This window comes from Maricaulis sp., assembly GCF_048268525.1.
GTDB lineage: Bacteria > Pseudomonadota > Alphaproteobacteria > Caulobacterales > Maricaulaceae > Maricaulis.
Genome location: NZ_JBLWVH010000008.1, coordinates 1 through 24,949 on the forward strand (window position 1 = coordinate 1; position 24,949 = coordinate 24,949).

Below are 24,949 nucleotides of genomic sequence, written 5' to 3' on the forward strand. Positions count from 1 at the left end.
AGTGATCGTGATCGCGCCTTTGCGCGTGCCATCACCGCCACGACATTTCGTCGCCTCGGCCAGACACGCGCCGTGTTGAATGGCCTGTTGTCCCGCCCCCTGCACGAGACGTCGGAAGGCGCGCAGGCGCTGCTCATCACCGGCGCCACCCAGCTTTTGTGGATGGACGGCGCACCGCATGCGGTCGTCTCGTCGACCGTCGAGCTGGCCGATGCCCGCAGCGATGCGCGCAAGCTGAAGGGCCTGATCAACGCCGTCCTGCGCCGCGTCGATCGCGAGGGCAGGGAGCGCCTCAAGCCGACCCTTCCGCGCGATAATCTGCCGGACTGGCTGCGCGACAGCTGGCGCGCGGCCTACGGCCCCGGCACGCTCAGCCGGATCGCCAATGCCATCACCGTCGCGCCACCGCTCGACCTGACCGTCAAGAATCCGGACGAGCGCGAGCATTGGGCCGAACAGCTGGGCGCCAAAATCCTGCCCAATGGCAGCTTGCGTCGAGAAACAGTGGGCGATGTCAGGGCTCTGCCGGGCTTTCGAGACGGCGCCTGGTGGGCCCAGGATGCCGCCGCCGCCATACCTGCCACCCTGCTGACATTGGGACCCGGCTCCAGTGTCATCGACCTTTGCGCAGCGCCTGGTGGCAAGACCATGCAACTGGCGGCAACAGGTGCTGAGGTGACGGCACTGGACCTGTCCGAAAAGCGCCTCGAGCGGGTACGGGAAAACCTCGGCCGGACAGGCCTGTCGGCGACGCTCATCGCCGGCGATGCGCTGGCATACAAGCCGGCGCAGCCGGTCGATGCGGTCCTGCTCGATGCCCCTTGCACAGCCACTGGCACGCTGCGGCGCCATCCTGAAGCGGCCTGGATCAAGCGCGCGGAAGACACAGTCCGCATGGCGCGGCTTCAGGATGAGATGATCAAGGCCGCCGTAACCATGCTGAAGCCGGGCGGGCAGCTGATACTGTGCACATGCTCGCTGCAGCCCGAGGAGGGCGAGGCCCTCGCCGGTCGAGTTTCCGGACGGCACCGTCAACTCAAGGAATCGCCCATCCAGCCGGCCGAGCTGGCGGGCATTGACGGGGCTCTGACTCCCGCCGGATGGGTCCGCCTGACCCCGGCCCTGTGGGCCGAGCAAGGCGGAATGGACGGTTTCTTCATCGCCCGGTTCACGAAACGGGCCGGATAACACCTTAATCGGCCGCTGCCGCTGTCTTCGACTTGCGCCGGTTTGGCCTCACTGTTATCGGATCGACATGGTCAGTCCCACAATCATTTCCCCCTCCATCCTCTCGGCTGATTTCGCCAGGCTGGGTGACGAGGTTCGCGCCATCGACGCCGCCGGCGCCGACTGGATCCACATCGATGTGATGGACGGCCATTTTGTGCCCAATCTCACGATCGGGCCGGCTGTGGTGAAGGCACTGCGTCCGCACAGCAAGAAGCCCTTCGACGTGCACCTGATGATCACGCCGGTCGACCCGTATATCCAGGCCTTTGCCGATGCCGGCGCCGACATCATCACCGCCCACCCGGAAGCCGGACCGCATTTCCATCGCACGGTGCAGGCGATCAAGGCGACCGGGGCCAAGGCCGGGGCCGCCCTCAATCCATCGACGCCGGTCGAGGTGATTGACTACGTCCTCGACGAGCTCGACCTGGTGCTGGTGATGAGCGTCAATCCCGGATTTGGCGGGCAGAGCTTCATCACCAACCAGTTGAAGAAGATCGAAGCGCTCAGGGCGCGGATCGACCAGCGCGGCCTGTCGACCCTGATCGAGGTCGATGGCGGTGTGAATCCGCAAACCGCCCGGGATTGCCTTGATGCCGGCGCCTCGGCGCTAGTCGCCGGGTCTGCGGTTTTCAAGGATGGCCCTGACGCCTATCGCGACAATATTTCAGCCCTGCGTCGCTGACCCATGGCTAGAGCGGTGCGTCTGTCCGACTATGCGGTCGCAATCGTGGCAGCCGCCCGCCGTGAGGCGTCGTCCACCCTGCATTCGCTTGGCCTGTTTTCCAGCTTGCATGACCTTGGCCCGCTGCCAGACGAAGTCGGACCGCTGCCGGAGGATTTTTACGGCAGCAGGCCGGATCGCGGGACCGAGATCCGCGCCGGCCGGATCCAGCTGGCCGGTGACCTCCTTTCGATCGACCCCGAACATGACAATGTCTGGCTGAAACCGGCGCCAACACGGGCTTTTGCGCGTCGACTGCACGGGTTTGGCTGGTTGCGCGACGTCATCGCGTCGGCGAATGAAACACCGGGTCCAGCCGATGATCTGTCCACAAGGGACGCGATAGCCGATCCGGCCGCCCTACCGCCGGGTGCCGAGGCTGCCAGGGCCTTGGTCGATGACTGGATCAGGGCTTTCGGGCGATGGAACAGCTTTGCCTGGAGCCATGGTGTCCTTTCGGCCCGGATCATAAACTGGCTCAAGGCCGGCGAAACGCTATTCGAAGCTGGCGAATCCGACAGGAAGACGCGCAATGTCCGCCTGCGCAGCCTGTTGCGACAGGCGCGTTATCTCCAGCGCACCATACCCTTGGCCCATGACGGTGCTGTCCGGTTGCGGTGCGCCATCGCCCTGTCATTTGCCGGACTCTCTATTCCCCGGCAGGGCGCCCTGCAAAAAGCGGGACTGTCGGCGCTGGAAAAGGAAGTGAAACGCCAGATCCTGCCGGATGGCGGCCATGTTTCACGGTCGCCGCGCGCGGGCACCGAAACCCTGATTGACCTGATCGCGCTGCGCGATGTGGCCGAAAAGGCCGGTGTCGAATTCCCGAAGGAAATCATACGCGCGATCGACCGGCTGGCGCCCATGGGCCGCTTCTTCAGGATGAGCGATGGCGGCCTGGCGAGTTTTCATGGCGGGGGCGAGTGTGATCATGGCGCCCTGAAAACGGCGTTATCGCGGGATGAAACAGGCGCCAGGCCATTCGGCTTCGCACCACATTCCGGCTATCACCGCGCCGAGGCCGGAGGCGCCACAATCATCCTTGATGTCGGCAAGGCACCGCCTGGCGTTTTGAGCACGGGGGCTCACGCCAGCGCCCTGGCTTTTGAACTGTGCACCGCAGGCGGGCGCCTGGTCGTCAATTGCGGCTGGCATGACGACCAACCGTCCAGCTGGCGTGAGGCGGTGCGGGCAACGGCCGCCCATTCCACGCTCACACTTGAGGAAACGTCGTCAGCTCGCCTGTTCCCGCCCGGCTGGCAACGCGACCTGCTCGGTCCCCGCCTGGCTTCCGCGCCCGGCCCGGTCACGGCCCGCCGCAATGAAGAAGACATGGGCGTCTGGCTCGAAGGCATCCACGAAGGCTATCGCGACGAATTCGGCCTGTCCCATCGTCGCCGTGTATTCCTGGCCGCTGATGGTGGCGATCTGCGTGGCGAGGATGCTCTTTTTCGCCCGGTATCCGACGGCCCGCCCGACGATGTCGACGTGCGTTTCCGTTTCGCCATCCGCTTTCATCTGCATCCTGATGTCAGGGCGTCCCTGTCACGGGACACTATGAGCGCCCTTCTGGTCCAGCCGGACGGCGATGGGTGGCGGTTCCGGACCGATGGGGGTCCGATCCGCCTGGAGCGCTCTGTCTATCTTGCTGCCGGTGCACCTCCACAACGCGCGACGCAAATTGTAGTACAAGGGGAGGCTGAGCCCTTCGGGGCGGGCGACCGGCCACCAAACCGGGTACGCTGGGCCTTCCAGAGGCTCGGCCAGGTTGGTGGGACGCAGGGGGAAACCGGATGAGCAAGCCGCCATCCAAGGCGCGCGGCGTCACATCGATCCGCAGTCAGATTTCGATGGTCGCGGTTGCCCTGTTCGATCTCGCGGCCGGCGCGATCGCCATGTGGGTGGCCGTCCTGCTGCGCTACCGCTTCGAACCTTCCGCCCCCCCGGACGACGTCGTCCTGCAATCGGTTGCGGTGTTCGCGCTGGCCTGCGCAATCATCTTTCCTATCGAGGGACTTCATCGCGGTCTGTGGCGCTACACCGCCCTGAACGATGCTGCCCGGATCGTGCGGGCAATCGTGCTGGCCAATCTGGTCTTCCTGCCAATCCTGTTCCTGATCAACCGGCTCGACGGATTCCCCCGGACCTCGATCCTGCTGGAAATGCCGATCCTGGTGTTCATATTGATTGCTGCCCGTCTTTCCGTGGCGGCATTGCGGACCCAGGGGCTGCGCGGCGCGCTTCAGATGGAAGACCGCAGCAAGCCGACAGCGATACTCGTCGGGACCGATCTTGAACTTGACGATGCCCTGCGCGACCTCGGTCGGCGCAACGGTTCCGCACCTTTCCGCACCAAGGGGTTGATCGAGCCTGGGGCGACCCTGACAGGTCATGCCATTCGTGGCATACCGGTATTGGGTGGGCTGGAAGCTCTGCCGGCCGCCCTGAAACGCCTGTCGGAAGTCGAGAAAGATCCGCCCCGCCTCGTCCTGGCGGGCGCCCACACCGATGCCGACATCGTCAACCAGCTGATCCGGATCGCATCACGAACCGGCGCCAAACTGTCCCGCGCACGGCCGTCAGACGGCCGCGAGGCCTTTTCGCCTGTCGAAGCCGCGGACCTGCTGAACCGCCCTCCACGGGCACCCAACCTGTCGCCGGCCCGCCCCCTGATCGAGGGACGCCGGGTGTTGATTACAGGAGCCGGAGGAACAATCGGATCGCAATTGTCCCGGCTCGCAGCGACGCTGGGGCCTGAAAAACTGATCCTGTTCGACGCCTCAGAGGCCAATCTCTACGAAATCGATCTGGAGTTCGCGAAACGGTTTTCCGGCATCGCCTGGCGGGCGGTCCTGGGAGATGTCCGCGACAGGAACAGGCTCGACGAAGTGTTTCGCGAAGAGCGCCCGGATGTCGTTCTGCATGCGGCGGCGCTCAAACACGTTCCGATGAGCGAAAGGAATCCGGGCGAAGCCGCCCGCACGAACATTATTGGCACCGTCAACACAATCGAGATGTCACAACAATACGGCGCCGGCGTCGTGGCGCTGATTTCCACCGACAAGGCTGTCAATCCGGGCAATGTCATGGGCGCGACAAAACGGGCCGCAGAACTCTATGCGCGCGCCGCTGCCAACCAGTCCGATTCTACTCGGGTCTGTGTGGTCCGCTTTGGCAATGTGCTGGGCTCAACCGGTTCCGTCGTCCCATTGTTTGAACGACAGATAGAGGCCGGAGAGTCTGTCACAGTCACCGATCCGGAAGCGACCCGCTATTTCATGACCGTGGAGGAGGCGTCGGGCCTGGTGCTCGATGCTGCCGCCCAGACCGCTGCCGATCCGGCCCTGAACGGGGCACTTTATGTTCTGGACATGGGGCGCCCGGTCTCGATCATGCGGCTCGCACGGCAATTGCTTCGACTGCGGGGCCGTGACCCTGATGCCCCCGGAGCGATCCGGGTTGTCGGCCTGCGGCCGGGCGAAAAACGCCATGAAAGCCTGGTCTATGATTTTGAGAGCACGATCGAGACCTCGATCGATGGAGTCTGGGCGGTGACGGGACCGGACCTTGACCCGGCCTCGGTCAGTACCGGCCTTGATGCCATCATCCGCGCTGCCGGCAGCAGTGACGGTGCTGGAGCGTCGGCGGCGCTGGAGGCCCTTTGCAAATTGCGCCCATTGCCGCTCGGTGATTGACTTGCCACACCGCCGTGATACCTCGCCGCGGATCAACCGGAATGAAGAACGGAGATTTTCCATGTCAGACCATGATCTCGCCCCGGTACGGCGCGCCCTGATTTCCGTCTCCGACAAGTCCGGCCTGATCGAACGCGGTCGGCAACTGGCCGATGCCGGTGTCGAGATCCTTTCGACCGGCGGCACGCTGCGCAGCCTCAGCGAAGCGGGCATTCCGGCAAAGGACGTCTCCGAAGTCACCGAGTTTCCCGAGATGATGGACGGGCGCCTGAAAACCCTGCATCCGCGGGTTCATGGCGGCCTGCTGGCCCGACGCGACAATGGCGATGATCGAGCCGCCATGGGCACACACGGAATCCCGCACATTGATCTGCTATACGTCAATCTCTACCCGTTCGAGGAGACCGTCGGAAAGGGCGGTGCCTATGCCGACTGTGTCGAGAATATCGACATTGGCGGACCGGCCATGATCCGCGCAGCGGCCAAAAACCACGCCTGGGTCAATGTCTGCGTTGATGGCAGCGATGTTGACCGGGTGCTGGCCGATATGGCGGCCAATGACGGGCATTCCTGTCTCGACCTTCGCAAGTCACTGGCGGCCAAGGCCTATGCCCGCACTGCCGCCTACGACGCCGCGATTTCGAACTGGTTTGCCGACGCGCTTGAAGACCCGGCGCCGGAGTACCGCGCCTTTGGCGGCGCGCTGACCCAGGCGCTGCGCTATGGCGAAAATCCGCACCAGAACGCCGCCTTCTATCGTAGTGCCGAAAACCGGGCGGGGATCGCGACGGGCCGACAGGTCCAGGGCAAGGCGCTGAGCTACAACAATCTGGCCGACGCTGATGCCGCCTTCGAGCTGGCCGGAGAGTTCGCCGCGGATGAAGCGGCGGCCGTGGTGATCGTCAAACACGCCAACCCCTGCGGTGTCGCCGTGCATGAAACGCTGTCATCAGCCTATGAGAAAGCCTTCGCTGCCGATCCGATTTCAGCCTTTGGCGGCATCGTGGCACTGAACCGCACCCTCGACGCGGTCACCGCCGGTGAGCTTGTCAAGGTTTTCACCGAAGTTGTCATTGCCCCCGACGCCGATGAAGACGCGCTGGCGGTGCTCTCTGCCAAAAAGAATTTGCGGGTGCTCCTCACGGGCGGCATGCCGGACCCGAAGCAGGGCGGCTGGCTGACGAAAACCGTGGCCGGCGGACTGCTGGTCCAGGAACGCGACGTTGCCATGGTCTCGACGTCTGACCTGAAAGTGGTCACCAAGCGCGCACCGACCGAGGCCGAACTGTCAGACCTGATGTTTGGCTGGAAAGTCGTCAAGCACGTGAAGTCGAACGCCATTGTCTATGCCCGCAACGGCTCGACCGCCGGGATCGGGATGGGGCAGACCAGCCGCCTGGAAGCCGCCCGCCTGGCTGTACGCAAGGCCGAAGCAACGGCTGCCGAAAATGGTTGGGATGACCCACGGACCAAGGGCTCGGTCTGCGCATCTGACGCCTTCTTCCCGTTCGCCGACGGACTGCACGCGGCCGTCGAGGCCGGCGCCACCGCCATCATCCAGCCCGGTGGTTCAATCCGCGATGAAGAGGTCATTGCCGCTGCCGACGAGGCGGGTGTCGCCATGGTCTTCACCGGGATGCGCCATTTCCGGCACTAGCCGGACCTGGCCGCTCTGCATGTGAATCAAGCAATCATTGCACGACCTTGCCTTTTCACGTCATTGTCGGCACATGAAAATCAACCCCCTCTTCCGAGCCGCCGGCACCGTTGCACTGGTGATTCTGGCCGGTTTGGCGGGATGCGCCACCGGCAACATGACCGGCTGGAGCGTTCCCAAGCGCCCCCTCGAGGATCAGGTCGACCTGCTTCGCGATCATGTTGAAATCCGATTGCCCGACGGTCAGGACGCTCCTGTACCAGCGGTGATAATGCTGCACGGATGCGGTGGTTTGCGTGAGGTTCAGGAAGCCTATTCGGTTGATTTGCTGGACGCTGGCTATGCAGTGGTGCTGGTCGATTCCAATCAGGCCAGGGGTATCGGCCGTTTCGGAGCCATGACCCAGGTCTGCACCGCGCTTCGCCTGTGGGGGCAGGAACGCGCCGCCGACATTCCCGCCGCGATTGCGTTGGCCAGCGAAATCCCGGTGATTGATGCCAACCGGTTGGCCCTGATCGGTTGGAGCCATGGCGGTTGGACCGTGTTGGAAGCACTCGACTACGCCGCGGAGGGCCGTTCTGCGCCTGCACTCCGGCCGACCTCTCCCGATCCGGATTCGACACCCCTGCCCGGCGTACGGACAGCAATCGCGCTCTATCCCTATTGCGGATTTCCGGTACGCGCCGATGGTCGGGACTTCCCGCGATCCATCCCGCTTCACATCATCCTGGCCGAACGCGACATGGTCGCCCCGCCCGACGATTGCGTCCGTCTGTTCGACCGCTCAGACGCGTCCGGGGTTGCTATTGATCATGAAGTCTGGCCGGGCCAGACCCATGCCTTCGACGAGCCCAACGGCCCACCGGACCCGCGCATGCAATACGATGCGGACGCGGCTCAAAGAGCTCGCGCCCGCATATTGGTCTGGCTGGATGAGGCGTTCGTCGATCAGGGTTGAACGACCGACGCCATTTCGCCGAGTTGGGTGGAAGCGATGGCCAGTTTGGACAGGCTCCAGCCACCGGATTCGTCGAGCTGGCGTTGGACCGAGTCGACGCGACCGGCCTCTTCCTCATTGATCGTGTTCCAGGCTTCGACAAGCGCGTCGGCCCAGTCACGGGACGGGTTCTCAACACCCGAAGCCAGCGATCCGCCGGCCTGCAAGGCAAACCGCATCGCGGAACCCGTGAAGGCCTGCTGGCTGGCATAGAAGTCTTCCATCAGCCGGCGAACCGCGAGGCGATCCCAGTGCTGTTCGGATGACACTTCCTGGCCGAGCCCGCGCAGACGGTCGAACTTGAACCGCGCACCGACCGCATGATAAATGTAAGCCGTTGAAGCCAAAGGCCAATCTGACTCCATGGCCATATCGATGACGTCTGTCGACGAGGTCAGTGGCCGCAGCTCGGCGACCGCGAGAGCGATGTCCTCAGGGGCGCCAGCCTCAATGAATCGCTTCTGTCGCGACTTCACACCGCGACGCTCATGGGTCGAGATGATTTCGTGGACCATTGAGCGCAGCGACTGGACACCGGGCTGATAAGCGCTGATCACGTCACCAATCGTATCCGGTTTCGCCGATTTCTTGTTCCGCCCGCGACGCACAAGCCAGTAGGTCTGGCGGCGAAGAAGACGGATGATTTCCTCGTGCAGGGCCACCTGGACTGTCGCCGGAGCCTTGTTGTCCAGGGCATTGATCGCATCCGTGATCTCGGCGAATCCGAAGATCTGCCGACCGGCTTCGAAGGCCCGGGCAATGGCCGGCACCGTCGCGGTCGTCGAGTCGATCGCCCGGTGAATGAAAGTCGGTCCACCCAGATTGATCATTTCATTGGCCAGCACCGTCGAAATGATCTCGCGCTTCAGCCGGTGCCCGTCCATCGCGTCGCCAAAGTCGTGCAGGCCTTTCGGGAAATAGTTGACCAGCATGGACTTGAAATGCGGGTCATCAGGTACGTCCGAAGCTACCAATTGATCGAACAGGGTGATCTTGGCGTACGAGGTCAATACCGCCAGTTCAGGACGGGTAAGACCCTGTTCCCGAGCCTTCAGGCCACGCACCTGTTCAACCGATGGCAGTCCCTCGACTTCCCGGTCCAGCTGCCCCAGCTCTTCGAGCCGGGCCATGAAGCGTTCATGCGCGTCCAGGTCGGCGGCCGAGGTATGTTCTGCGAGCGACAAGGCCAGAGACTGGTCATAATTGTGCCGGAGGACATGGGTCGCAACATCACTGGTCATGGATTCCAGAAGCCGGTCACGGGCTTCGCGGTTCATGTCACCGCTACGAACCATCGGTCGCAACAAGATCTTGATATTGACCTCGTGGTCGGAACTGTCGACGCCCGCGGAATTGTCGATGAAATCGGCATTGGCCCGGCCACCATGCTGCCCGAACTCGATACGGGCGGCCTGGGTGAAGCCGAGATTGGCGCCTTCGCCGATAACCTTGGCCCGGACCTCATTGGCGTTCACACGCAGGCCGTCATTGGTTTTGTCGCCGACTTCCCAATGCTGTTCGGTGGTTGCTTTCACATAGGTGCCGATACCGCCGAACCAGAGTAGTTCGACATCCGCTTTCAGCAGGGCATTGATCAGCTCCAGCGGGCTTGCACTCTCCTTGGCCAGGCCAGTCAAGGCCTTGATCTCGGCCGAAAGAGGGATCGACTTCGCAGACCGTGCAAAGATGCCGCCTCCTTCTGAAATCAGGGACTTGTCGTAGTCCTGCCAGGAGGTACGGGGAAGGTCGAACAGGCGCTTTCGCTCATTCCACAGCGTCTCGCAATCGCCCGGATCGGGATCGATGAAGATGTCGCGGTGATCAAAGGCCGCTACCAGCCGGATCTGCTTGGACAACAGCATGCCATTTCCGAACACATCGCCCGACATGTCGCCGACACCAATGACCGAAAAGGCTTCTGTCTGGATGTCCTTGCCCATCTCGCGGAAGTGTCGCTTGACGGATTCCCAGGCACCACGGGCGGTAATGCCCATCTTCTTGTGGTCATACCCGGCCGAGCCACCAGACGCGAAAGCGTCGCCGAGCCAGAAGTCGAACTCGTCGGTCGCAAGGCCGTTGGCCGTGTCAGAGAACGTCGCGGTGCCCTTGTCCGCGGCGACGACCAGGTAAGGGTCATCATCGTCCCAACATTCGGTTGCGGCCGGATTGACCACGGTCTCGTCTACGATGTTGTCGGTCAGGTCGAGAAGGCCTCGGATAAAGGTCTTGTAGGCTTCGCGACCGGCCTCGAAGACCTCTTCGCGGGAACCATTGCGTGGCAGGGATTTCGGGTAGAAACCGCCTTTCGATCCCACCGGCACAATAACCGCGTTCTTGACCTGCTGCGCCTTGACCAGGCCCAGCACTTCAGTGCGGAAATCATCGCGCCGGTCTGACCAGCGCAGACCGCCACGCGCGACCGGCCCGAAGCGCAGGTGCACGCCCTCAACATCCGGGGACCACACGAAGATTTCGCGGTAGGGTTTTGGAAGCGGCAATTCCTCGAGCAGCTCGCTGGCGATCTTGATCGCGATGCGGGGCTTGGGCTGACCGTCTTCGCCTGTCTGGTAAAAATTGGTCCGCAAGGTCGCTTCAATCAGATGAAAGATCCGGCGCAGGGCCCGGTCATGATCAAGGCTGGCCACGTCATCGAGCTGCTTGCGGAGCGTGTCAGACACTTCCCAAACCGCGTCGCTGCGGACTTTCTTGTCGTCAGTGAAAGCCGGGTCAAACTTCACCCGCGCCAGTTCGAGCAATCCCCTGGCGATTTCGGGGCAGGCTGCCAGAGCCTCTTCCTGGATCGCCTGGGATGGATCAAGGCCGGTCTGCTGACGGTAGCGGGCACATGTGCGCAGGAAGGCGGCCTCACGCCAGGTCACACCGATTTCGACAATCAGTCGGTTGAAACCGTCATCTTCGGCGCGCCGGTCGGCGATGGCCAGCATCGCGTCTTCCAGTCCCGGCGCCAGCTCCTTCAGGTCCCGATCCCTGAGCGCATCCGATTTCATTTCGAAATCATGGATATGTGCCCTGTCGAACGGTTCCCCGTTGGCCCCGCGCCGATCAACCGGAAACCCGGTTTCCTGCACGACATAAAGACCGAGATTCTCCAGGACCGGCATGACGCGTGACAGCGAAACCGGCTTACCGATGCGATAGATTTTCAGACGCAGGCTTTCCGGACCATCATCGACTTCGCGATAGACGCGAACAGCGACGCGGTCGGTTCCGGCCAGTGATTCCAGCTTGGTGACGTCGGCTAGCGCTTCCTCGGGATCGTAGAGCTCGCGATAACCGGCCTTGAAAGCATCCTGATAGGCCCCCATCCGCAGGCGGATGGCCTCCGGCGCATTGCGTCGGACATGGGTTTCCAGATCGTCTTCCCAGGTCCTGGCCAGTCGGGCGACACGACGCTCAAGCTCGCCCGTATCCGGCTCCGGATGATCGAACGGGTTCAGACCGATGATGTAATGGACGCGGGCCAGAGAGCTGTCACCGAATTGCGGATAGAAGGCGGACAGTCGCCCACCGAACGCATCACGGATCAGTTCACCCGCCTGCTCGCGGACTTTCGAATTGTACCGGTCACGCGGCACGAAGAGGAGTGCGGAGACAAATCGATCGAATTGGTCGCGGCGGATGAATAGCTTCGTTCGCGGCCGGTCATAGAGGTGAAGAATGCCGAGGCACATCTCCAGCAGGTCATTCTCGTCGGTCTGGAACAGCTCGTCCCGCGGGAAATTCTCGACCGTGTTTCGCAATTTCTTGGCAGAATGCGTGCCGGGTGTCTTGCCAGCCCGCTCGAGGACGCGGCGCACCTTGCGACGGATCAGCGGGACCGCGCTGGCGCTCTGGTCGTAGGCCTCGGCTGTGAACAGGCCGACAAAACGGGCTTCGCCGATCACGGCCCCGTCTTCGCGATACCGTTTGACACCGATATAATCCATGTAAACGCGGCGATGGACACGCGACTTCATGTTGGCTTTGGCCACGATGATCGGGCTCGGTTCGCGCAGAAATGTTTCGATCGCAGGCGTCAAAACCGCCGGTTCGGAGCCCTTTCTCAGGACATGGCGTTCCGGATCGCGCAGGACGCCGCGACCGGATTCCGGCCTGACGCGCGGGTGCCGCTGCGCCATTGAACCATCATCATCGACCTCGAAGTCGTAGACCCGGCAGCCAAGGAAGGCGAAATGATCATCTCGGAGCCAGCGCAGGAACTCCAGGGATTCCGCCAGTTCGTCCGGTGAAGCGTGGGTTCGGGCGCCAGCGAGATGAGCGATCGCATCGTCCATCTGGGCGCGCATGTCGGTCCAGTCCTCGACAGCAACCCGGACATCATCAAGCGTCGCCGTTACACCTTCGATCAGGGTGCGGCGTGAGAGCTCGTCGAGCGGTGGCAGGTGGACCTGGATCATCGACTCGGCGAGGCATCGCCCGGCCTTGCCAACTCGTTCGCCATCATTGTCCCGGCGAACCTGAATGATCGGATGGAACATCGCGATGATGTCATGGCCCTGGGCGCCAACCTCACCCATCACGGAATCAACAATGAATGGCCGGTCGCGTCCGATGATTTCGAGCACGTCACGGGGCAGTTCGCTTCCGTCGGCCCGGGTCGCTGGTCTCATCCGGACAAGAATGTCCTCGCCCGGCCGCTTGTCGCCAAACTGCCAGAAATCCATGCTCAGTGCCGCGAGATCGTCCGGGCCAACCCGCTCGAGGTCCTCGGCGAGGGCATCGTCATAGATTTGTGAGAAAAACGAGTTTCCCGGATCACCGCACTCGGTGCCGAAAGCCTCAAGCCAGCGCGACCGCGCTGCCTCCATGAAATCTGCGCGACTGTAAGCGTGCGCGACTCCGACGACCGCCCCCATGGTGGCGCTCCCTAGACTGTTATGATTATGACCCGACCCTAGTCCTGTTTGAAATGCAAGCAACCCGCCTACGCCGTTGAAAACGCAAACGTGCCATTCTTTTTCTCAAGCCTTGGAAAGGTAGCGATAACGGCGCCGCCGGGTAGGGACAGGGGAACCCGGCGGCGCCTGGCAGGCCTCATAGGCAGGCTGGGGGGACGCACATTGAGGCCTGTTCATCGCAAGCGGCGCCCGTCGGGGCGGTCATGGGGGGAGACCGCACAGGCCGGTTCACCGCTACACCACCCATGTAGATAGCCGCGGACAGATTTAAAGGCCGGATTGACCGGATTTAATGTGATTTCACATCCAGACGGCCATGATCACCCGGATGTGATCAACCGCACTTCGACCAGGTCAGGCCACAGGTGCCTCAATCGGCCAGTCGCGGGTCAACGTCTCCCAGTCGACCACCGGAGCCATGCGGGCAACCAGGTCAAACGCCATGGCGCGCGTTTCGGCAATATCGCGGGGCTCGACAGCGAGTGCACCGATCGCATCGGGAACAACGGTCACGGCCTTGTCTCGACTGGCGTCGTCAAACACCGTCGCGAGGATCGAGAAGGGTGCGGAAAAGCCGACCAGCAACGCGGTCGAACCGGCGCTCCGGGCCAGGACCTGATGAAAATATGGGTCGGAGAAGGCCGACAGGCCCCGGCGCTGGAAAACAGCTTCCTGGGCCGTCGGGCGCAGGCCGTCGATCGGCGCACGACCGACTGTTGGGCCATCCCCCTGGAACTGGCAATGACAGACCCGCCAACCTGACTGGCGCGCATGGCGCAGCAACGCCTTGATACGATCGATAACGCGACGGTTTTCCGGATCTATCCGGCCATCGGGCCCGGTGACCTGGTCGCGCTGGCAATCAAGCAGGATCAGGCAGGGATCGGCGAAGCTCATGCGGCCTCCTCGGGCTTTCGGTCACCGGCTTCCTCTTGCATGCGGGCAAGCGAAAGGTCAAACGGGCCGGGCCGGTCCCAGTCGCCGTCCGGACGAATGACGACCATCGGATCGGCGTCCATGGTGATCGCATTGGCTGGCGGAACCAGGTCGCGTTCGATCTCGACATACTTGTAGTCGGAGAATCCGAATTCAGGTCGGTCGGCCCGGATCCGGAAACCATGCGTACGCCAGTATTTGACCCGGTTGAGCTGGGCATGGCCCAACATTTTCCTGTAGCCGCGACGGGCGGAATAGCGTTGCGCTTCCTGCATCAAAACGCGCATTACGCCGAAGCGCCGGTATTGGCGCAGCACGGCTGCCCGCTCTACTTTGGCGAATTCTGCGAAGAAGCGCAGCCGCAACACACCGACAGGTTCACTGCCGCGCCAGGCGATCAAATGCGCCGCACCCACCAGGTCATTGCCATCATACTCCTCCGAGTAGGGGGCAAACTGTTCGCCCAGATAGATCACGCCACGCAGTGTCATGGCCATCACAACCTGATCGAGGCTGCGGGCGATGGTCACCTTGAGACTATCGGGTATCGCGCTTTTCACGAGCCACCCTCCCATTCTCCGAGAACCGTCCGCTTCAACAACATATTGCCCAGCTTCTGCGGAAAGCCGGTGCTGCCATAGAGCTCATGGGCGCCATCCGGATACGCGCAGATTTCGAAATTGAGACGTCGCATCAGTGCCTTGCCCTCTGTTGTACGAGCCCGGGCATAGACTCGGACATCCGCGTAGAAGCCGCGCCAACCAACGAGCAATGCCCTGAGCGCCGCCGCCTGGGCGTGGGGCGTGCGACCCGCAAGTCCCCAGGACAGGAGCGCCGAAGCCCGCTCCTCGAGCCCGCAAACCCACTCACGACGGGCATTTGAGAAACCAAACTCACCGGCGAGGAGGGCAGAAACACCCGAATCGCTCAGCGGGATTGACGCTACGAAACCGTCAGGCCTGCCATTCCATCGACGCATGTGCAGTGACCGGCGGGTCCATTCCTGCACCCGTCCGATATCCTCGGCGCTCGCAATCTCACCGTCGATCAGCTCGTCGGCGAGGGCATGAAAATCGTCAATCTCAGACAGGCTGACAGGTTGGAAATCCAAGGAACCAAAGGCCTTGTCGAGCCGTTCAAGCGGAAACTTGAAGCCCGTATCCAGAGAGCTGGTCTTCAGCTCGTGACTCACCATTACGCACGCTCCGACATGTAGTTAATTCTTCGTTAACACCCCCCGGCTAGCTGTTCTTCTTCGAAGTTGGCATGGGGGGCATTCCTACAGTGGACAACGATCTGCGCCGGAACGTGTTTGATTGGGATGATCTGCAGATCTTCCACGCGGTCGCCACCACGGGCTCGATGAGCGCTGCGGCGACCGTGCTGGGTTGTCAGCAATCGACCGTGTCGAAACGGATGCGGCAGCTGGAAAGCCGCTTGGCAGCTCAACTTATCGAGCGCCGCGCCGATGGCGTGGTGCTGACCAAGGCGGGGTCTGCCGCACTCGACTATGCGATCACGATGCAGCGGTCGGCGCAGCGCCTGGAAACCGAGCTGGCCGGCATGGACCGCAGTCTTGCAGGCCAGGTGTCGCTGCGCGTTCCGGATGGATTGGCGACCTATTGGTTGGCCCGCCATATTCCTGAATTTCAAAGGGTTAACCCGGAAGTGGTCCTGAAAATCATCAATGACCGGTCCGCGCCAGCCAGCGACACCGCCGCCGCCCTCAGCCTGACCTTCACACCCGACAAGGCAATGGATACCGAGGCTCGAGCGCTCGGCAGCGTCCACTACATGCCCATGGCTTCGCGGGATTTCATCGCCACCTACGGAGCTCCAAGATCGCTGGAAGACGTCCTGACACTACGATTTCTGCGGCTGGAACAATACGACCCGTCGCTCCACCTGTGGCAGCGAAAAGCCACGGCGACTGATGAGGTTGTAAGATATTCCTTCACGGCGGACATCAGTTCGGTGCTATTTGAAACCATACGTCATGGTGGAGGAATTGCCATGGCGCCGACCTATCTGGCATCGCTTTACCCGGATGAATTGGTTGTTCTTGATTATGACTTTCATCAAGACGTCCGCTTCTGGCTCAAGAACTCGCCAGGCAGCCTTGGAATAACCCGAATAAAGTGCGTTGCCGACTGGATTGCCGAACTGTTCAACCGTAGACTCCATCCTTGGTTCCGCGAAGAGTTCTGCCACCCCAGTGAGTTTTGCGACGTGGAAGTCATCAAACCACAGACGTGAGGACGCAATGAGTGCAAGAGGCCCAACCAGTATTGATCAGCATGTAGGGGCCAGACTGCGCCTGCGGCGCAGCCTTCTGGAAATGAGTCAGTCTGAACTGGGCGAAAAGCTCGGCGTGACCTTCCAGCAAGTCCAAAAATACGAACGTGGCACCAACCGCATCGGCGCGAGCCGCCTGTTCAATGTTGCCAAGGTCACGGAAGTTCCCGTGTCGTATTTCTTCGAAGGTCTCGAAGAAGACGGTTCATCGGAACTGAAGGGCGGCGATTCCGACACGCTCTACGACTTCATCGCCAGCCCGGATGGCCTGGCGCTGGCGTCGGCTTTCGCCGGCATCAAGGATCAGACCGTGCGTCGCCGGGTCATCGACCTGCTGCGCTCTCTGGCTGATTGACAATACGCGCCCGGCCAGCGGTCGGGCGCATATTGGTTCGCTCTTGCACATCCCGTAAAACGCGGACATCAAGCCCCGCGGGTCCGCCTGTCTGCCTGTCCTGACACCAGCGTGAATGGAACGGCCTGAAAATGGCCTTGTCACCGCCCCGTGCCCGCCGCGTCATGGCGCGAAGATGCCCACTCCAGTCCAAGGAGGGCATCATGGGTGACCGATCCCACAAACACTTCAGACCACCGATACAGGCACCGGCCGCTCTCAGGCTCGGGCTGCCACACCTGTTGCTGGACACGCCGAAACCCCAGGCCCGACCGGACCCGCGTCACGCGATCTATGTCAGAATCCGCGAATTGCGGCTGGCCTGAGCTACAGGGTCCCGCACGCCAATCAGGCGGTGGTCCATTTTCCGTCAAGCAGAAAGAGAATGGAGCGGGCGATGAGATTCGAACTCACGACATTCACCTTGGCAAGGTGACGCTCTACCCCTGAGCTACGCCCGCTCACGATTGGCGCGGTCTGGCCGCGCCGGGGAGCGGGGTATATCGCGCAAAGTTCCGAAGATTGCAAGCACCTGTCGCCATCCACTTGCACATCACGCGCAGCCGGGCTTCAACACGGATATGATGATCGACCGGACCCAGCTGCTGCAGCGCCTCGATGCGCTTGGTATTGCGCATGAAACCCACGACCACCCCCCCATCTTTACGGTCGCGGAGGGCGAACACATCAAGCAGTCCCTGCCGGGTGGTCACACCAAGAACCTGTTCCTGAGAGACAAGAAAGATCATCTCATCCTGGTCTCGGCCCTGGGCGAGACCTCGGTCCCGATCAACAAGCTGCACCCGGTGCTGGGATGTGGTCGACTGTCTTTCGGCAAACCCGAACTGCTGTTTGAAACGTTGGGCGTGCGGCCCGGATCGGTCAGTGCCTTCGCCCTGGCCAATGACACCGCCGGACGAGTTCAGTTCATTCTCGACGCAGCCCTGATGCGGCACGAACTGGTCAATTTCCATCCATTGTCGAATGACGCCACCACAGCGGTTCTCGCCACGGATCTGATCCGTTTCGCGCGTGATACCGGCCACGAGCCGCTGATCATGGATTTCGGGACACTGGCCACCTCCCCTGCTTCGCCACAGTGACCGCTTGCATCGATGGCGTGCAAAGGCCACTTAAGACCCAGCCCCAATACGATCCCGCAATGACAAGGACGGCAGCATGACCCTGATCGGTGGAACCGGCGACAACGAGACCGACACGAACGACCTGGTGCGGGATTCCTCCGACCAGAGTTTCATGCAGGACGTCATCGAGCCATCCCGCGAAGTCCCGGTCATTGTCGACTTCTGGGCCCCGTGGTGCGGCCCGTGCCGCCAGCTCGGCCCGCTGATCGCGAAATGTGTGATGGAAGCCGGCGGCGCGGTAAGGCTGGTCAAGATCAATATCGACGAAAACCCCGGCATTGCACAACAATTGCGGGTCCAGTCGATCCCGGCCGTATTTGCCTTCAAGGACGGACAGCCTGTCGACGGTTTCACCGGCGCGCTGCCCGAAAGCCAGATCAAGGACTTCATTGCCCGTATTTCCGGCAAGGGCCCGAGCGAAGCCGAGCTTCGCGGCCTGGTCGATCGTGCCCTCGCCTCGATCGACACCGGCGACCTCAATGGCGCATCCCAGGATCTTGCCACCGTCCTGCAGGCCGATCAGGGCCATCCTGGCGCGATGGCGGCGCTTGTCCGCCTTTGGATCAAGGCTGGTGACACCGACAAGGCGGCCAGCATCCTGGCGCAGGTCCCGGCGGACCGTGCCGACGATCCGGCCATTGATGGCGCAAGAGCCGCATTGGAACTGGCAACCGGAGCGCCGGTCGACGACGCGGAAACTGCGGCATTGCGTCAGGCTGTTGCTGCTGACTCCGGCAATTTCCAGGCACGGTACGATCTCGCCGAAGCGCTGCTGACCGGCGGCGACCATAAAGGTGCGGTCGATCAGCTGATCGCCATCACAGCCCTCGATCGCGAGTGGAACGAACAGGCGGCCCGTACCCTTTTGCTGAAAGTCTTCGAAGCCGCCGGACCTGCATCCGATGTCACGCGCGACGGCCGCCGCCGCCTTTCAGCCATCCTGTTTTCCTGAGGATATGCCCGATGAGCGATACAGAAACCCGCGACATTGACCCCAAACTTCTCGAGATCCTGGTCTGCCCCGTGACCCGCGAGACGCTGCGTTATGACCGCGAAGCCCGCGAGCTGATCTCCGAAGGTGCCGGCCTCGCTTATCCGATCCGGGACGGCATTCCGATCATGCTGCCTGACGAAGCCCGGCAGCTGGACGACTGATATGGCACGCCCCTGGCCTGAAACCCTGGACTTTTCCAGCGCCGACAAGCGGCTCCACGTGCGGTTTGACGATGGTCAAGCCTTCGAAATTCCGTTCGAGACCTTGCGTGTCGAAAGTCCCAGCGCCGAGGTCCAGGGACACGGACCCGGCCAAAAGAAAGTGGTGACAGGCAAGCAGAATGTGGGTGTCAGGGCTGCCGAACCGGTCGGTCGCTACGCCGTCCGTATCCTGTTTGATGATGGCCATGACAGCGGCCTTTTCACCTGGGACTACCTGTATGCGCTGGGCGAATCCGCCCGCTGAGCACAATCATCCGGACAGGCGCTGACAACATTGCCTGTCGTCCGTGGCCAGGTCGGCCGAATGAATTTCGAGGAATCTCAGACATGTCCGATTTGCCCGCCTCCACCCGCCGCATCGTCACGCTTTGTCTGGCAGGCCTTGGCAGCGCCGCCCTGGGCGCGGCCGCCCAAGCCGCCGGACCCGATGATTTCGGACCCGGCCCGCTGATCGAGGCCTATGGCCAGATCGCGATCGTCGACACCGACATGCCTATTCCGGAAGGTGCCGCGTTCGCTGTGGCCTTCGACACCGCTACCGGAGCCGGGCCGGACGAGCTCAACCGGACGCTGACAAGTAGCGCGAGATTTCTCAATATGCATGTCGCCAATGGCGTGGACGCAGACTCGCTGCGGGTTGCGGTCATCGTGCACGGCGGCGCTGTGCATGACGTGTCGTCAGCAACCGCGGGCGTCAACGCCGGGCTTGTCGAGACCCTGCTGGACCATAATGTCCGCGTAATCGTCTGTGGCCAGAGCGCAACCTATTATGACGTTGAACGTTCCGACCTGTTGCCGGGCGTCGAAATGGCGCTTTCGGCCATGACCGCGCACGCGCTGTTGCAGCAGGAAGGCTACACCCTCAACCCGTTCTGAGCCCGGCCTGTCTCAGGCCGCATCCAGACGCCGACCCTTCAAGAGCCGTGGCGGATCACCGGTTTCTCCGCCGGCCTGGCGCATGAAGAAGCGACGGGCCGGACCGATCTTGTTGACCAGGGACATGCCGAGACCGCGCAACTGCCGGATCGGTTCAATATCGTTGGAGAACAACCGGTTGAACATGTCGGTACCGGCGGCCAGCGAGGCGCTGTCAAACTTGCGCCAGTCCTCATAGCGGCGAAGCGTGATCAGGGCACCGATATCAAGGCCGACACGCTTGGCTTCGCCGGTGACTTCCGCCAGAGCCGCCGCATCGCGTATTCCCAGATTGAAGCCCTGACCCGCCAGCGGGTGGATCCCGCGCGCCGCGTCGCCGACAAAGGCGATCCGTTCGTCGCAGAAGCGCTCCGTATAGCGCAGCCCCAATGGATAGGTGAAACGGGGGCCCTCCGGCCGGACCTCACCGAGAAAGTCACCAAAGCGATTTTCGAGTTCTTCCTGGAAAACTTCTTCCGGAGCGGACTTGAGAGCATCGGCGATGGCATCCGGCTCGGTCCACACCAGGGAGGCCCGATTGTCAGGAAGTGGCAGTATGGCAAACGGCCCTGATGGCAGGAAGTATTCGTAGGCTACACCATTATGCGGCTCGGCATGACGGACCGTGGCGACGACGCCCTTCTGACCATACTGCCAGCCCGCAGTCCGTATACCGGCCTGTTGGCGAAGCCTCGAAAACTTGCCGTCGCAGGCGACCAGAAGCTGGCCTGACAGCATCCGGCCATCGTCGAGAAAAAGATCAACGCCATCGCCGCGGGTCTCATAGCGATCCGCCTTGGCCGGCGCGAAGACCGAAATGCCAGGTTTCGATTTCAGGCTCTGAATCAGCGCATAACGGGAATGGCGGTTCTCCGCCATCCACCCCAGCGGTTCTCCGTCATCACCTTCGGAAATCTCACGTCGATCGAAATGCAGGCTGTGCGGTCCCGGCCCACCCGGCTTGTCGCCACCATAGGGGCGCCCGTCACACACCAGGATGTGCTCAATGCGCTGGGTGTGGGGCTTGAGAAATTCGGCGACGCCGAGCGCCTCGAACATGCGCCAAGAGGTATAGGCCAGCGCCGAGGCGCGACCGTCGAACTCCGGCGCGATCTGTTCGTCCATCTCAAGCACATCAACCAAGGCGACCGTCAGGCCCGCCTGGTCCATGGCCAGCGCCAATGTCATTCCGGCCAGGCCGCCGCCGACGATCACAACATCGCCTTGATAGGATGGTGTCTGGGTCATGGGGCGCAGAATAGGCTCTTTGCGCGCGCTGAAAAGCGGCCAGAGCGTCGCAGTGCTGTTAACCTCTGTTTACCGACCGGGAAGACTTGCAGCGTTAGGAAGTAGGCATGAGCCGCAAACCCTCGACCCGCAAAGCCAAAGCACCCAAATCAGCTCCCAAGGCGACGCCGACCTGGCGCCTGAGGCTGACCGACCTCCTGTTCGGCAGCGCAATGCTGGCAACAGGCGTGTTTTTCATGGCCTCACTGCTGTCACACAACGTCCTCGACCCGAGCTGGAATGTCGCGTCGGACGGCGAGATCGGCAATTGGTTGGGGCGTCCGGGCGCGACGGCCTCTGACGCCTTGCTGCAGGCGCTGGGTTGGGCTGCGGGTGGGCCCGCGATCGCGCTGGTCATCTGGGGCGGTATCCTGATCTGGCGGACACCCCAGCAACGCCCGGGCTCGGTGGCTGTATTCCGCTGGTTTTTTGCAGCGCTCGGGACTGCGGGCTTCGCTGCGGCGGTCGCCTCCCTGCCTGTTCCACAAGCCTGGCCTCTCGCCCCAGGACTGGGAGGTGTGATCGGTGACGCCTTCCTTGGTGCTCTGGCTTCCCTGCCGCTGCGGTTTGAGCTGCCCGGTGCGACAGTGCTGGCGGCCGGATTCGCGCTGTTGCTGTCGATTGCCGGAATTTTCTTCACCTTCGGTCTGCGCGCCCGCGACCTGAGCGCCGCTGTCGATGTCAGCGGCCTCGCCTGGGCAACGCTTCGCGTCTGGTTCGATCGCCTCCGTGACCGGCTGGCTGGCCGCTGGTCGGACGAGGACGAAGACCCGATTGACGGAGACACTGTAGATGAGCCTCGCGATGAACCGGTCTTGAAGCGTGCCATGCGCGCAGCCGATTCAGCGCCGGCGATTGCGGCGCGCAGCGACGAGCCGGAGACGCCCAATTACAACCCGGCGGTCAAGGTCGCGCCGTCACGAAAGTCCAAACCTTCCGATCGCGATTCGCGCGAGGCGCAGGGAGCCCTGCCATTTGCCCGCAAGGCCGGATTCAAGCTGCCCAGACTTGACCTTCTCGCCAAACCTTCCGTCCGCAACGACGCTATCGACGAGATAGCGCTGAGACAGAATGCCGAGCTTTTGCAGGGTGTCCTGTCCGATTTCGGGGTCAAGGGCGAGATTGTCCAGGTCCGCCCCGGACCGGTGGTGACGCTCTACGAATTCGAACCCGCTCCCGGGGTCAAGTCATCCCGCGTGATCAACCTCGCAGACGACATTGCCCGCTCGATGAGCACGATGGCGGCCCGGGTCGCGGTCGTGCCGGGACGCAATGCGATCGGGATCGAGCTGCCCAATCCGAAACGCGAAACCGTCTTCCTGCGGGCGCTGTTCAACTCCAAGGCCTTCGAGGACGCCAAGGCAGAGCTGCCTTTTGCGCTCGGCGAAACCATTGGCGGCGAACCCTTCGTCGCCGACCTCACCCGCATGCCCCACCTGCTGATCGCCGGTACCACCGGCTCGGGCAAGTCGGTTGGTATCAACGCCATGATCCTGTCCCTGCTCTACCGGCTTCCGCCGGAAGACTGCCGGATGATCATGATCGACCCCAAAATGCTCGAACTGTCAGTCTATGACGGCATCCCGCACCTTCTCTCTCCCGTTGTCACCGACCCCAAAAAGGCCGTCGTGGCATTGAAATGGGCGGTGCGGGAGATGGAGAGCCGCTATCTGCGCATGTCCAAGGTCGGCGTCCGCAATGTCGCCGGCTTCAACGAACGCGTCGCCGAAGCTCTCGAGACAGGCGAGCCGCTCTCGCGGACCGTTCAGACCGGTTATGACAAGGAGAGCGGTGAACCGGTCTTCGAGACCGAGACCATCGCCGCAGAGAAAATGCCCTATATCGTCGTGGTCATCGACGAGATGGCGGATCTGATGATGGTCGCCGGCAAGGAAATCGAAGGCGCCGTCCAGCGTCTGGCCCAGATGGCCCGCGCCGCCGGCATCCACCTGGTCACCGCCACCCAGCGTCCTTCCGTGGATGTGATCACCGGTACGATCAAGGCCAACTTCCCGACCCGGATTTCCTATTCCGTGACCTCCAAGATCGACAGTCGAACCATTCTGGGCGAGCAGGGTGCCGAACAGCTTCTGGGCATGGGCGACCTTCTCTACATGGCGTCCGGCGGCCGAGTGCGCCGACTTCATGGCCCCTTCGTGTCAGACAAGGAAGTCGAGGACGTTGCGGCTTTTCTCAAGAAGCAGGGCGCTCCGGAATATCTCGAAGCCGTCACCGCCGGCGGTGATGACGACGAAGACGGCCAGTCCGGCATGGATCTGGGGGACAGCGGCGACAGTCTGTTTGACCAGGCGGTGGCTCTGGTCGCCCGCGACCGCAAGGCATCGACCTCCTATATCCAGCGCCGGCTGCAAATCGGCTATAACCGCGCCGCGACCCTGATCGAGCAGATGGAAGAAGAAGGCATGATCGGCCCCGCCGACCATGCCGGTCGTCGCGAAATTTTTCTGCCCGAGGGCGACGGCGCCTGAGCCGACTGCCGACTGCACCCAGCTCACCCCATCGTGAATGGCCGGATAGCGCACTCGCTGCAAAGGTCGTTGTGCTCGGGGGCATGACGACTGAGGGACGCATCATGAAATCTATCTGGCTGGCCGCTGGCCTGGCCCTTTTGGGATCATTGGCCCACGGGCAATCCATGCCGCAGGCGGACGCCTTGTGGCGAAGTGAGAATGTCGACCGGCCGGAGGCCGTCCATGTGCCAGTCGGCAGCGACTGGGCCTATATCGGCAACCAGTCCGGGGCCGGTGAGGAAACCGACCCGCCCGGACAGGGATATGTCTCCAGACTCAACCTGGAAACAGGCGAATGGCAGGCCCGCTGGGCTGATGGTTTTGACGATCCGCTGGGCATCGTTTCGCAGGACGGGTTGCTCTACATGGTCGATGCCGGACGCCATGTGGTTGCGCTCGATACAGACAGCGGCGAGGAGCTGGATCGCTGGACGCTCGACGTCGACAACACTTTCCTCAATGACATCGCCATTGATCCGGATGGTCGCATCTGGGTCACAGACACGCGCGGAGGCCGGGTTTTCGGTCTTGTCGAAGGCGCCTGGCGCACCCTGTTCGAGGGCGCCCCCTTCACCGGTGCCAACGGGATCGAATATGTCGATGGCTGGATCTATATCGTCTGCTCCAGCGGTGTCGGCAATCTGATCCGGGTGCAGCCCGACACACTGGCGACCGAGCTACTGCTCGAGGGCGAGGGATCTTTGGACGGTGTGGTGACCGACGGGCGCGGCGGACTGGTGTTGAGCGATCTGCGCGGCCGCCTGTTGCACTGGTCCGAAACGGCTGGTTTGACCGTGCTGGACGGGTTTGAAGATGAAGACATCATGCTCAATTCGATTGGCGGCACGCCGGACGGCCGCTTCATTTTTGCGCCGCACTGGTCGAGCTCCCAGCTTTCGGCTTACGAGATCCACTATCCGGCCCAATGACAGCACCGGTACCGACCGGGATGCGGCGTGAGCAGATCATGAACATCAAGGTCTTGCTCACGCCGCAATCCCGGTTCAGC

Annotated in this window: 21 protein-coding genes and 1 tRNA gene; 16 read left to right on the plus strand and 6 right to left on the minus strand. The window is 62.4% G+C overall.

Annotated features, from left to right (window positions below; translation table 11 throughout):
• The 6 genes from ACN0X9_RS05965 to ACN0X9_RS05990 all read left to right on the plus strand — a co-directional run.
• Nucleotides 1-1,188: RsmB/NOP family class I SAM-dependent RNA methyltransferase (locus ACN0X9_RS05965; protein ID WP_417486704.1), on the plus strand; the 1,188-nt coding region annotated here is incomplete at its 5' end.
• Nucleotides 1,189-1,255: 67 nt separating this feature from the next.
• Entirely contained in the window at nt 1,256-1,915 is a 660-nt protein-coding gene (rpe, locus tag ACN0X9_RS05970) for a ribulose-phosphate 3-epimerase (protein ID WP_417486705.1), read from the plus strand.
• A 15-nt stretch (nt 1,916-1,930) separates the two neighbouring features.
• On the plus strand, nt 1,931-3,751 hold the full coding sequence (locus ACN0X9_RS05975) for a heparinase II/III family protein (protein WP_417486706.1): 1,821 nt from the start codon (nt 1,931-1,933) through the stop codon (nt 3,749-3,751).
• The gene (locus tag ACN0X9_RS05980; protein WP_417486707.1) at nt 3,748-5,649 is read left to right on the plus strand and encodes an SDR family NAD(P)-dependent oxidoreductase; all 1,902 of its coding nucleotides are present in this window, start codon (nt 3,748-3,750) and stop codon (nt 5,647-5,649) included. The genes ACN0X9_RS05975 and ACN0X9_RS05980 overlap by 4 nt, the downstream gene beginning before the upstream one ends.
• A gap of 61 nt (nt 5,650-5,710) precedes the next feature.
• The gene (purH, locus tag ACN0X9_RS05985; RefSeq protein WP_417486708.1) at nt 5,711-7,306 is read left to right on the plus strand and encodes a bifunctional phosphoribosylaminoimidazolecarboxamide formyltransferase/IMP cyclohydrolase; all 1,596 of its coding nucleotides are present in this window, start codon (nt 5,711-5,713) and stop codon (nt 7,304-7,306) included.
• A gap of 73 nt (nt 7,307-7,379) precedes the next feature.
• On the plus strand, nt 7,380-8,264 hold the full coding sequence (locus ACN0X9_RS05990; RefSeq protein ID WP_417486709.1) for a dienelactone hydrolase family protein: 885 nt from the start codon (nt 7,380-7,382) through the stop codon (nt 8,262-8,264).
• On the opposite strand, the gene ACN0X9_RS05995 is transcribed toward ACN0X9_RS05990, so the two are convergent.
• From ACN0X9_RS05995 to ACN0X9_RS06010, 4 genes are all read right to left on the minus strand, one after another.
• Complete coding sequence (locus tag ACN0X9_RS05995; protein WP_417486710.1) at nt 8,255-13,132, minus strand: NAD-glutamate dehydrogenase; 4,878 nt, start codon at nt 13,130-13,132, stop codon at nt 8,255-8,257. The genes ACN0X9_RS05990 and ACN0X9_RS05995 overlap by 10 nt on opposite strands.
• Nucleotides 13,133-13,576: 444 nt before the next feature.
• Complete coding sequence (locus ACN0X9_RS06000; RefSeq protein WP_417486711.1) at nt 13,577-14,119, minus strand: cysteine hydrolase; 543 nt, start codon at nt 14,117-14,119, stop codon at nt 13,577-13,579.
• Nucleotides 14,116-14,718, minus strand: coding sequence for a GNAT family N-acetyltransferase (locus ACN0X9_RS06005; RefSeq protein WP_417486712.1), 603 nt, complete (start codon nt 14,716-14,718; stop codon nt 14,116-14,118). The genes ACN0X9_RS06000 and ACN0X9_RS06005 overlap by 4 nt, the downstream gene beginning before the upstream one ends.
• Complete coding sequence (locus ACN0X9_RS06010) at nt 14,715-15,353, minus strand: hypothetical protein (protein ID WP_417486713.1); 639 nt, start codon at nt 15,351-15,353, stop codon at nt 14,715-14,717. The genes ACN0X9_RS06005 and ACN0X9_RS06010 overlap by 4 nt, the downstream gene beginning before the upstream one ends.
• A gap of 89 nt (nt 15,354-15,442) precedes the next feature.
• Between ACN0X9_RS06010 and ACN0X9_RS06015 the strand changes: the two genes are divergently transcribed.
• The 3 genes from ACN0X9_RS06015 (at nt 15,443) to ACN0X9_RS06025 (ending at nt 17,173) form a co-directional block, all read left to right on the plus strand.
• Nucleotides 15,443-16,414 carry a LysR family transcriptional regulator gene (locus ACN0X9_RS06015; protein WP_417486714.1) on the plus strand — a complete coding sequence of 324 codons (972 nt, stop codon included), beginning with the start codon at nt 15,443-15,445 and terminating at the stop codon, nt 16,412-16,414.
• Between the two features lie 7 nt (nt 16,415-16,421).
• The gene (locus tag ACN0X9_RS06020; protein WP_011644860.1) at nt 16,422-16,808 is read left to right on the plus strand and encodes a helix-turn-helix domain-containing protein; all 387 of its coding nucleotides are present in this window, start codon (nt 16,422-16,424) and stop codon (nt 16,806-16,808) included.
• Between the two features lie 203 nt (nt 16,809-17,011).
• The gene (locus ACN0X9_RS06025) at nt 17,012-17,173 is read left to right on the plus strand and encodes a hypothetical protein (protein WP_417486715.1); all 162 of its coding nucleotides are present in this window, start codon (nt 17,012-17,014) and stop codon (nt 17,171-17,173) included.
• A 60-nt stretch (nt 17,174-17,233) separates the two neighbouring features.
• Here the strand turns inward: ACN0X9_RS06025 and ACN0X9_RS06030 are convergent.
• Nucleotides 17,234-17,308, minus strand: a tRNA-Gly gene (locus ACN0X9_RS06030).
• Nucleotides 17,309-17,431: 123 nt separating this feature from the next.
• Here ACN0X9_RS06030 and ACN0X9_RS06035 point away from each other — a divergent pair.
• The 5 genes from ACN0X9_RS06035 to ACN0X9_RS06055 all read left to right on the plus strand — a co-directional run bounded on the left by ACN0X9_RS06035 (nt 17,432) and on the right by ACN0X9_RS06055 (nt 20,083).
• Nucleotides 17,432-17,950: a prolyl-tRNA synthetase associated domain-containing protein gene (locus ACN0X9_RS06035; protein WP_417486790.1), complete on the plus strand. Its 519-nt coding sequence runs from the start codon at nt 17,432-17,434 to the stop codon at nt 17,948-17,950.
• A 76-nt stretch (nt 17,951-18,026) separates the two neighbouring features.
• Nucleotides 18,027-18,944: a thioredoxin gene (gene trxA, locus ACN0X9_RS06040; protein WP_417486716.1), complete on the plus strand. Its 918-nt coding sequence runs from the start codon at nt 18,027-18,029 to the stop codon at nt 18,942-18,944.
• Between the two features lie 11 nt (nt 18,945-18,955).
• Nucleotides 18,956-19,147, plus strand: a complete 192-nt coding sequence (locus tag ACN0X9_RS06045; protein ID WP_417486717.1) for a Trm112 family protein — start codon at nt 18,956-18,958, stop codon at nt 19,145-19,147.
• Nucleotide 19,148: 1 nt separating this feature from the next.
• The gene (locus ACN0X9_RS06050) at nt 19,149-19,451 is read left to right on the plus strand and encodes a gamma-butyrobetaine hydroxylase-like domain-containing protein (RefSeq protein ID WP_417486718.1); all 303 of its coding nucleotides are present in this window, start codon (nt 19,149-19,151) and stop codon (nt 19,449-19,451) included.
• An 83-nt stretch (nt 19,452-19,534) separates the two neighbouring features.
• Nucleotides 19,535-20,083 carry a DsrE family protein gene (locus ACN0X9_RS06055; protein WP_417486719.1) on the plus strand — a complete coding sequence of 183 codons (549 nt, stop codon included), beginning with the start codon at nt 19,535-19,537 and terminating at the stop codon, nt 20,081-20,083.
• A gap of 12 nt (nt 20,084-20,095) precedes the next feature.
• Here the strand turns inward: ACN0X9_RS06055 and ACN0X9_RS06060 are convergent, their stop codons facing one another.
• Nucleotides 20,096-21,370: a UbiH/UbiF/VisC/COQ6 family ubiquinone biosynthesis hydroxylase gene (locus ACN0X9_RS06060; protein ID WP_417486720.1), complete on the minus strand. Its 1,275-nt coding sequence runs from the start codon at nt 21,368-21,370 to the stop codon at nt 20,096-20,098.
• Between the two features lie 107 nt (nt 21,371-21,477).
• On the opposite strand from ACN0X9_RS06060, the gene ACN0X9_RS06065 reads away from it, so the two are divergent.
• Nucleotides 21,478-23,898, plus strand: a complete 2,421-nt coding sequence (locus ACN0X9_RS06065; protein WP_417486721.1) for a DNA translocase FtsK — start codon at nt 21,478-21,480, stop codon at nt 23,896-23,898.
• A gap of 104 nt (nt 23,899-24,002) precedes the next feature.
• On the plus strand, nt 24,003-24,869 hold the full coding sequence (locus ACN0X9_RS06070) for an SMP-30/gluconolactonase/LRE family protein (RefSeq protein ID WP_417486722.1): 867 nt from the start codon (nt 24,003-24,005) through the stop codon (nt 24,867-24,869).
• The last annotated feature ends 80 nt before the right edge of the window (nt 24,870-24,949 follow it).

What these genes read in the sequence shown, in the direction of transcription:
- ACN0X9_RS06070 (WP_417486722.1), top strand. Translation starts at nt 24,003, where the DNA reads ATGAAATCTATCTGGCTGGCCGCTGGCCTGGCCCTTTTGGGATCATTG.
- ACN0X9_RS06060 (WP_417486720.1), bottom strand. Translation starts at nt 21,370, where the DNA reads ATGACCCAGACACCATCCTATCAAGGCGATGTTGTGATCGTCGGCGGC.
- ACN0X9_RS05990 (WP_417486709.1), top strand. Translation starts at nt 7,380, where the DNA reads ATGAAAATCAACCCCCTCTTCCGAGCCGCCGGCACCGTTGCACTGGTG.
- ACN0X9_RS06020 (WP_011644860.1), top strand. Translation starts at nt 16,422, where the DNA reads ATGAGTGCAAGAGGCCCAACCAGTATTGATCAGCATGTAGGGGCCAGA.
- ACN0X9_RS05995 (WP_417486710.1), bottom strand. Translation starts at nt 13,132, where the DNA reads ATGGAGGCAGCGCGGTCGCGCTGGCTTGAGGCTTTCGGCACCGAGTGC.
- ACN0X9_RS06050 (WP_417486718.1), top strand. Translation starts at nt 19,149, where the DNA reads ATGGCACGCCCCTGGCCTGAAACCCTGGACTTTTCCAGCGCCGACAAG.
- purH (WP_417486708.1), top strand. Translation starts at nt 5,711, where the DNA reads ATGTCAGACCATGATCTCGCCCCGGTACGGCGCGCCCTGATTTCCGTC.
- ACN0X9_RS06000 (WP_417486711.1), bottom strand. Translation starts at nt 14,119, where the DNA reads ATGAGCTTCGCCGATCCCTGCCTGATCCTGCTTGATTGCCAGCGCGAC.
- rpe (WP_417486705.1), top strand. Translation starts at nt 1,256, where the DNA reads ATGGTCAGTCCCACAATCATTTCCCCCTCCATCCTCTCGGCTGATTTC.
- ACN0X9_RS05980 (WP_417486707.1), top strand. Translation starts at nt 3,748, where the DNA reads ATGAGCAAGCCGCCATCCAAGGCGCGCGGCGTCACATCGATCCGCAGT.
- ACN0X9_RS06055 (WP_417486719.1), top strand. Translation starts at nt 19,535, where the DNA reads ATGTCCGATTTGCCCGCCTCCACCCGCCGCATCGTCACGCTTTGTCTG.
- trxA (WP_417486716.1), top strand. Translation starts at nt 18,027, where the DNA reads ATGACCCTGATCGGTGGAACCGGCGACAACGAGACCGACACGAACGAC.
- ACN0X9_RS06025 (WP_417486715.1), top strand. Translation starts at nt 17,012, where the DNA reads ATGGGTGACCGATCCCACAAACACTTCAGACCACCGATACAGGCACCG.
- ACN0X9_RS06065 (WP_417486721.1), top strand. Translation starts at nt 21,478, where the DNA reads ATGAGCCGCAAACCCTCGACCCGCAAAGCCAAAGCACCCAAATCAGCT.
- ACN0X9_RS06035 (WP_417486790.1), top strand. Translation starts at nt 17,432, where the DNA reads ATGATCGACCGGACCCAGCTGCTGCAGCGCCTCGATGCGCTTGGTATT.
- ACN0X9_RS06010 (WP_417486713.1), bottom strand. Translation starts at nt 15,353, where the DNA reads ATGGTGAGTCACGAGCTGAAGACCAGCTCTCTGGATACGGGCTTCAAG.
- ACN0X9_RS06045 (WP_417486717.1), top strand. Translation starts at nt 18,956, where the DNA reads ATGAGCGATACAGAAACCCGCGACATTGACCCCAAACTTCTCGAGATC.